The organism is Microcoleus sp. LEGE 07076, from assembly GCF_015207455.1.
GTDB lineage: Bacteria > Cyanobacteriota > Cyanobacteriia > Cyanobacteriales > Microcoleaceae > Microcoleus.
In genome coordinates, this window is record NZ_JADEWV010000237.1 from 1 (window position 1) to 8,344 (window position 8,344).

Below are 8,344 nucleotides of genomic sequence, written 5' to 3' on the forward strand. Positions count from 1 at the left end.
GCTATAGTGTACCGCAGATTTCCTGTTTATGAAGTACGCCCCGCAGGGACAAAGGCTTTCGCCGTGTCCCTACTCCACTTCACAAACTTATCTACCCGCGCGATCGATCGGCGGTAAAGATAACAAGACATTCCGATCGGCAGCTATTTGAGCCAGTGGTTGGTTGACTGCGCCGACTCCAACCAGATTTATTGCTGTGGAGCTGATCGCATAATTCTGCTCGATATCAAACCCCATCGAGTCAATAACTGTTCTGAAATCGGCGATCGTCTCGTCTTTTGATACCGCCCCCGCGATCGCACCACCATCCGTCACAATATCTAGTGACTGCGCCCGCCGGGGAATTTCAGTCTCCAAAGCCAGCCCAAAAGCTAATATTTGAGTAAACTGAGTAGCGCTAAAATTGTTATCGCTGACTAACACTAAAGATTGCTGTCCGTTCGGCAACACGGGCCCCAAAGTCATGCCTTCCACATTATCCAAACCAGTCGGCAAACGCAAACTGTCAAAATTGAGAACCAAGCGTTTGTCAACGGGTTTGACAGTATTAATGTTAATCGCATTCAGCGAATTAATGCTGCTGATATCGCTGGCTCCATTTAGCCGTACTTCATAGAGTTTGATGGTATTTCCCGTACCTGGTGCGCCTGTGGAAAAAGAACGTTCTAGTGCTAAGAAAGTGCCACGATTGTCTAAGGCTAACAGTTCCACTAAACCGTTGGTACTAAAAGCTGTTTCTGGAACTGCTGGAAGGACCACCGGGTCAGTTAGATACAGAAACTCTTGTTCCGGCTGTCCTGTAGTTAAATTATATTTGAGAATGCGCGATCGCGAACCGCTATTAATTGTCGCCAGCGGCCCGTCTTGCACCAGAGCATTCTCCGTTGCTGTAAACAAGAATTTGCCATCAGGAGTAATGGTAATGTTTTCAAAAGCTAAATTGTTGCGAACTCCCGCTGTTGGCGTATCTCCTGTATCCACAACTTGATTGTTGTTAGTATCCTGAACCACAGGTACAAACTTTGACGGCACTGGTAATTGTCGCAACAGCAGGCCGCTTCCTAAACCAAACTCGTTCACAAATGGACTCTGAACTCTGGCAGCACCCAAGTTGGGACTGACTTCGCCTTCTGAGGAAATAAACACCGTGCGGTTGCTCGTTAAACCGATGCCTTCCGGGTCAAGAGTATTAGTAGCAAAAGGTTGAGCGTTTTGGTTGAGCAGTGTTGTCACCCCAGAGAAATTAATCCCAGAACTAGACAGCGCGCCAGAGCTTAAATCGATATTCAGAGTATAGAATCGGGCTGGGTTTCTGTCCGAACGATCGTCAGAAATACTGTAATAGCGGTTGTTAACTTGGTCGTAATCAATGCCAGAAAGTCCACCGAGTTGAGTTCCTTGGACAGTGACAGAACCTGTGGGATAAGTAGCTTGTCCGATGAAGTTGATATTTTTGACACTGGTGCGGCCAGAGCGATCGCCCACAGCAATATCTGCCCAAACTAAACTATGATCGGAAGTAGGAGTAGTGTCCGCAGTTTGGCGATCGCCCACCAATCTGTACAGCGGATCGCTCGTCACAGGCCAAAATACCCCAGCATTATTAACTTGCAAATCAGCCGACGGTAAAACATAATCAACTCGCAGATTTCCCGATCCAGTTCCTGCATCTCCAAAATCCGCCGTATCAAAAGCCGGATTGCCTTTTTGGTTGACATTATTGCCGCCGTCTGCTACTTGTTGAATCCCGCCTAAACTTGCAGGAATTGCGCTAGTGACTCCTGTATTTACCCGCGAGTTATTCAGCAACTGCAAAATCGCATTGTCAAAACTATCGCCATCAACTGGATCGGCATTTTGATCGCCCATAATTACGAAACTTGCATTGGGTGCAAGTCCGCCAAATGTGCGGCGATCGTCGTAAATATAACTACCTTTGCCGGGAGCAACATAATCTGCCCACAAGCGAATTTCATCATGATTTCGCTTGCCGTTTCTGTCTTCTGGGCCGTCAAATACAGGCGGCGTCGGATGGCTGACTAAAGCGTGAACTATCTCGCCGTTGATATTAATTGGTACGTCCCAGTGACTCTTTGACGAAAGGCGAAATACGTTTAATTCAGCAGGTGAGTAATAGTCATTGGCGGCGGCTGTAGACGAGTTATCCGGCAAAAATGCTCTGGGCATATCTTTCCACAGGAAGTTTTGGAATGTGCGAATATTGGCCGTATCGATCGGATATTTTGAGTACAAAGCCATTCCGAATTGACCGGGAAAATTCCCAAACCCGAAAGCGTCGTTGCCGTATCCATTTCCGCCAACTTCTGTGACAGCGGAACCGTTATTATCTAAATCGAAACCGGAAGCAATCCCCGTGTTAGAAGGGGCTGTATAACGAAATGGATAATTAACAGGAGTTGCCCCATTTTGACTGACTGACAGATAGTTTTGCTGAAACAAGTTTAAGGCTGTGTCGCTGCTGTCGTAGTCAAATTCGTTAATTAACAAAACATCGGGATTTACCCGCTGAATAGTTTCAGCGACATTCTTGGCTTGCTGATTGTCAGAAGTGGAAAGGTCTGTAATTAACTGACGTGCATTATTACGATTCAAAGAAGCGTTGAAGCTAGAAAAGCGCACTGCCGGAACGGGATTTTCGGCAACAATAAAATCTCCAGAATCGAAATTTATGATTCCTTCCAAAATCGCTAAAAATTGGTTGGTTGCTAAATTTTTGAGAATAATACTGTTGCTTAAATTGCCGATACCTCTAGAAATTTCGATGTTGGCCGGGGAAATGCCGCTGACACTTATTAAGTCTTGACCTTTGACAAAATCGGTAATCACGTCAGCATTTTCTAGTTGGGAACCGCCAGTAGTGGCGGTGCCGATCCGCCCGATCGCAAAAATATCTTTACCGCCACCACCAGTCAAAATGTCACGATCGAGATCGCCGGAGAGAAAATCGTCTCCTTCGCCACCTTGAAGGGTATCGCGGCTTCGACCGCCGTAGAGTACGTTATTTCCCGATCCGCCCAATAACAAGTCATTACCTGCATTACCAAAAAGGCGATCGTTTCCTTCCTGACCGGAAATGGCGTCATCGCCGCCCAACCCAGAAATGAAGTCCGCTGCGATCGTCCCGCTTAATGTGTCATTCCCTGATGTGCCGTTAATTACTGCCACCTTAAGTCACTCCTCTAGCCCGCTGAAGTCAAATATTTTCGGGTTTGCGAGTATCGTCTCACGCTAGGATTAAAGACTAATTATTTACTGGTTAAAAACTGAAGCAATTTCTGGCTGTAGCCGCCCGCCAAAAAAGTTTGGTATCACAGACAATAATCGATATCTAACTGTTCTTAGAGCGAGTTTTAACTTTGATGGCGAGCAACCTACTTACAAACTTTTTAAGGAATAGCAACTTCTCGCAACAACTTATCAACAATCGTCCTCGCCCTCCTTCCTCCCGCCGGAATCAATCGGTGAGACAGTACGTGCGGTGCCAAATCTTTCACATCATCCGGGGTAGCATAATCCCGGCCCGAAATAAACGCCAATGCCTGCGAGGCCCGGTGCAAAGCCACCGCACCGCGGGGACTCACCCCCAGAGTAATTTCCTCATTTTCCCGCGTCGATCGCACCAAATCAACAATATACTGCTTCAAAGAGCCTTCCACCTTCACAGCAGCACACAAACGGCGCAATTCCTGCACCTCAGATAAAGAAATACAAGGCTGCAAATCCTCCACTGCAAAAGTATCAGACAGCCGTTCCAACATTTGCAACTCTTCCAGCGCTTCGGGATAGCCCAAAGTCAAAGACAGCGTAAACCGATCCATCTGCGCTTCCGGTAGCGGAAAAGTGCCTTGATATTCGATCGGGTTTTGAGTCGCAATCACAAAAAACGGCGCCGGAACACTCCGAGAAATTCCGTCTACCGTCACCTGCTTTTCTTCCATCACTTCCAGCAAAGCAGACTGAGTTCGCGGTGTCGCCCGGTTGATTTCATCAGCAAGCAAAACATTAGCAAAAACTGGTCCTGGCAAAAACTCAAATTCTCCGCTGCGCGGATTCCAAATATTAGTACCGGTGACATCTGTCGGTAACAAATCGGGAGTACACTGAATCCGCTGAAACTTGCCATCGATCGATCGCGCCAAAGACTTCGCTAACAGCGTTTTTCCCACACCAGGTACGTCTTCCAGCAGCGCGTGTCCGCCCGAAAGCACGGCTACTAGCACCAAGCGAATAGCATCCGCTTTACCGACAATAGTTTTACCGAGATTTTGTTTGAGCCGCTCAATATGTTCTCTCATATCCCTGATTTTTAAGTAGAGGTCAGTTGTCAGTTGTCAGTTGTTATTTGTTATTTGTTATTTGTTATTTGTTAGCAAGAAGGAATGAAGAAATACATAGCTAGCTTTTTACCGTTCCGCATTTTACGTTAATTAGGTTGATTTACTTTGCTAATTGTTCGTTTTTCATTGCTGGTTCTTTGATTCCTAGTTCCTCTCAGCTAGGACTTCGTTTGTGTAGTAGCGATTTCAATCGCCCCAGCAAAACTATACACAATGAATTCATAATTCGGACGGGCTAGAAGCCCATCCCACAACAAAAGAAATGTGGGATGGGCTTTGAGCATCGTCCGAAATTTTGATTAACAATTTTTTTTTGGAATATATCTATTAACCATTAGCAGCTAACACCTTTCTAGCAACATCACAATCTGCTTGAATTTGAGTTTTGAGAGCATCCAGAGAAGCAAATTTTTGTTCGGGTCGCAAAAACTCTACCAAACTTGCGCTCAATGTTTGACCGTACAAATCTCCCGACCAATCTAACAGGTGAACTTCTACAGTTAGTTGTAAACCGTTTACCGTCGGGCGGCGGCCAATATTCATCACCCCATTCATGAATGATACATTTGACGGTCGATCGCCGATTACAGATTTAGGATTTTCCCACTTATAGGAAGAATTTCGATATTGGATATTTTCTCCTCCATTTTTTACCGAGACTCGCACCGCGTACACCCCAAAACAGGGTAAAAATTTTTCCGGCGGCAGTTCGATATTAGCAGTAGGAAATCCGATCGTCCTACCCAGTCGCTTTCCCCCAACCACAGTCCCGACTAAACTGTAAGGTCGCCCCAGCAACTTATTGGCTTTTTTGAGGTCGCCGGATGCCAGACCTTCGCGGATGGCAGAACTGCTGATCCGATCGCCTTGGGCGCAATTGTACAGGGGTATCAGAGCAACATCAATACCGTAACCCGAGGCGATCGACTGCAAATCCACAGCCGTCCCCGCGCGTCCCCGCCCAAACCGAAAATCAACCCCCACGCTAATTCGACTCGCTTGCAGTTGCCGCACCAGAATTTCTTCGACAAACTCGTCAGCAGTCAAGGCCGCCAGTTCTCGATCGAACCGCAGCAGCACAAGTTGCTCGACTCCCATTGCTGCTAGCAATTCTACCTTTTGGGCCAGAGGTGTCAGCAGTTTTTTGGGTTGACCTGTAAAAAATTCTTGCGGGTGCGGATCGAATGTCACCACAGTGCTGCAAAGTCGATCGACCGGATCAGAATCGAAGCCAGAGAAGCTGTTGCCCTGGGCCTTGGGGCCGATCGAACCATCGAAATTAAGGCCGCTGCCGGCTGTATCGGGCGGTGCTGCTGAGTCGTTGTCGCAGGTCGCCGGATGTTTGCTTTCCCAATTTTGATCTGTGTCAGTCAAGGAGTGCAAGTTTTGGCTTGTCTCCGAAACCGTCGCAGAATTTGACTTAGACGATGGATTTAAAATTGGCTGCACGACTTGTCGATGCCCTAGGTGCAAACCATCAAAGTTTCCCAAGGCAACGGCAGTTGGAGTCAGAGCAGAGGTACAAGAAGAAGTTACCAACACGCTTAAAATTTTGACATACTTAGCCTGATTGCGATCGAAGCGTCGATTGCAGAATTAAAGAATTGAAGAATTGAAGAATTCACCAAAAAATTGGGATACAAGCCCCGTCCTTTGAGCGCGGCTTTTTGCTAGAATAAATTAACTCGTCATAGGGCATTGGGAGACTTTAAACGGACGCAGAGACAGAGTAAGACAACTTCGGTTGCAGCCGGAGGGTGAAGCCTCAAGAATCACCCTCCGCGACGGTCGGTGAGTATGTCAATCCACAATCGAGCGCCTCGGGAGAACATCGAACGCGCCAGCATTCATGCGTGCTATCCGCCCTCCCCAGATTATCAAGCCCCTGTTGTTCGGGGACGCGCTTGCTAGGGCGACCGCTTCAAGAGATCGATCGCCTAAACAATGCTTTTGGTAAAGCCCCAGATGCTGCCTCCTCTAGGAGTTCTCTCTTCTTTTTAAACTTTTTGGTTTTCCACTCCTAGCGCCTGGGGCTGGTATCCGTCTTTCAGGTCAGCCCTAACTTAAATTTTAGATTTTCCACCTCAAGATTTCACAACCATCTGGCAATTTCAAATCCATCAGACAGACACTTTAGACGAAGACACCGATTCTTCAGACACCTCTTGATGAGGAGGCAGCAACTGTAACGACAAACCTTCCCGCGCCATCAAACTGTTCGGGAACCTTTGAGCCACTTGCTCTCCCACCTTGTCTAAAAACTCGTCATTGTGTACCGGATCGTGGTGAAAAATCACCAACTTTTTGACATTAGCAGCCTTTGCCACCTTCACCGCTTCTTGCCAAGTCGAATGTCCCCACCCGACCCTGCTGGTCTTCTCCGCATAATACTCCTCATCGGTATAAGTAGCATCGTAGATCAGCACCTCAGCATCCCGAGCCAAATACAGCACATTTTCGTCCAAACGATCGGGAAAATGTTCGGTATCAGTCACATAAGCAGCCGAATAGCCCCGCCAGTTCACCCGGTAGCCCATAGCTTCCCCCGGATGATTCAACAAAGCAGTTTCGACCTTGATATCCCCGATTTCCAGCGGTTTCCCCACTTCTATATCGTTAAACTTCAGGTCTGCCCCCATAATTTGCAGGGGCACGGGAAAATTGGGGTGAAGCATCTGGTCGTTGAGCCGCTGCTGGATCGTAGCCTTATTAGGAGCAACCGCCCCATAGATGTGAAAACAATTGCCCTTAACAAAAGCGGGGACAAAAAATGGGAATCCTTGAATGTGATCCCAGTGGGAGTGAGTAAAAAACATATGAGCTTCTACGGGCATCTGCGACAGGAGAGTTTGTCCCAAAACCCGCAATCCAGTACCGCCATCGAAAATTAGGCGGCTCTGACCCACTCGCATTTCTATACAGGGCGTGTTGCCCCCGTAACGTACTGTTTCAGCCCCGGGAGACGCTATGCTACCTCTAACGCCCCAGAAGTGAACTGTGAACTGGTTTTGCATACTAGACATGGGTTTTCCTGCAAGATTACTCCGGCGAGCCATCGGTAAAATGTTTACATATTGGTAAGGGCTTTGCCATCAAACCTCAGTTCTTTGACTGTCGAGTTTTGCACGATTGGTGCCTAGAGTCTCGTTTGCCAGAGAATGCAAAACTGTTGAGCTTGACGACAGGGTCAGAAATTACAAGGTAGACTAATGAAGTCTCGATCGCAACTATTATTTTCTTTTCTTCACTAGCCTAACCTCTACAGACACAATTTGGGGCAGCAGTTCTGCCTGAGTTTGGTCTTGCCGCCTGTATTTTTCCAGCCTCCGCACTTGCCGACACAGAATGGCGCGGTCGGTTGTTGGCGCTGCAGGCTTACGGGTTTGAACCCGGATGATGACAAGGATGCGCTCGTCTCCGGTCGATCGACCGCAATATCTAGATATCTGGGGTGGTTTGCGCCTCGCGATCGGGCGCGGTGGCTCCTGCCCCTACCAGAATTACGGCTAATTTAGCGGGCTTGATTTGTTTGCATTATTATCCAATAATCTTAGCAGTCTAGGAGCGATCCTGCTATTGATTGTAAAACAATACTATTGGAATTTTAGGGCATCACCTGCGGCTGTCGAGCCAAACGCTCAAGCTTTGAACGCACTCGGATCTGACATCGGCTCACAGATTCCGAGAGACCGGACAGGAGGGCAAAAGGCTAAGTTTTCGTCGCGTATTTCTGGGAAAACTGCTTCTAACACTCAAAATCGCCCTAATTTCAGAAATTTATTAGTTTTCGGTTTTTGTCGGCAGGCCTGCTGTGTTTGCACCCCGGCTGTCTCAAAAGTGATTCAGAAATATTCGGTGTTGACGGGCCGTACTTTTTTAAACAATCTTCAAGTGCTCTATTTTTGGTAGTGATGGCTCGAAATTTAGGAATGAGAATTAAATAACTTACCATTTTTATTGTTCTTGTGGGATGGGCTCTATAGCCC

At 47.4% G+C, this 8,344-nt stretch carries 4 protein-coding genes; all 4 read right to left on the reverse strand.

Annotated elements, in window-relative coordinates; genetic code table 11:
* Window positions 1–87: 87 nt before the first annotated feature.
* The 4 genes from IQ270_RS25755 to IQ270_RS25770 all read right to left on the reverse strand — a co-directional run bounded on the left by IQ270_RS25755 (window position 88) and on the right by IQ270_RS25770 (window position 7,381).
* Entirely contained in the window at window positions 88–3,186 is a 3,099-nt protein-coding gene (locus IQ270_RS25755) for an esterase-like activity of phytase family protein (protein ID WP_193976009.1), read from the reverse strand.
* Window positions 3,187–3,407: 221 nt separating this feature from the next.
* Window positions 3,408–4,316, reverse strand: coding sequence for a MoxR family ATPase (locus IQ270_RS25760; RefSeq protein ID WP_193976010.1), 909 nt, complete (start codon window positions 4,314–4,316; stop codon window positions 3,408–3,410).
* A 369-nt stretch (window positions 4,317–4,685) separates the two neighbouring features.
* Window positions 4,686–5,900, reverse strand: a complete 1,215-nt coding sequence (locus IQ270_RS25765) for a bifunctional riboflavin kinase/FAD synthetase (protein WP_193976011.1) — start codon at window positions 5,898–5,900, stop codon at window positions 4,686–4,688.
* Window positions 5,901–6,478: 578 nt separating this feature from the next.
* On the reverse strand, window positions 6,479–7,381 hold the full coding sequence (locus tag IQ270_RS25770) for an MBL fold metallo-hydrolase (protein WP_193976012.1): 903 nt from the start codon (window positions 7,379–7,381) through the stop codon (window positions 6,479–6,481).
* Window positions 7,382–8,344: the final 963 nt, after the last annotated feature.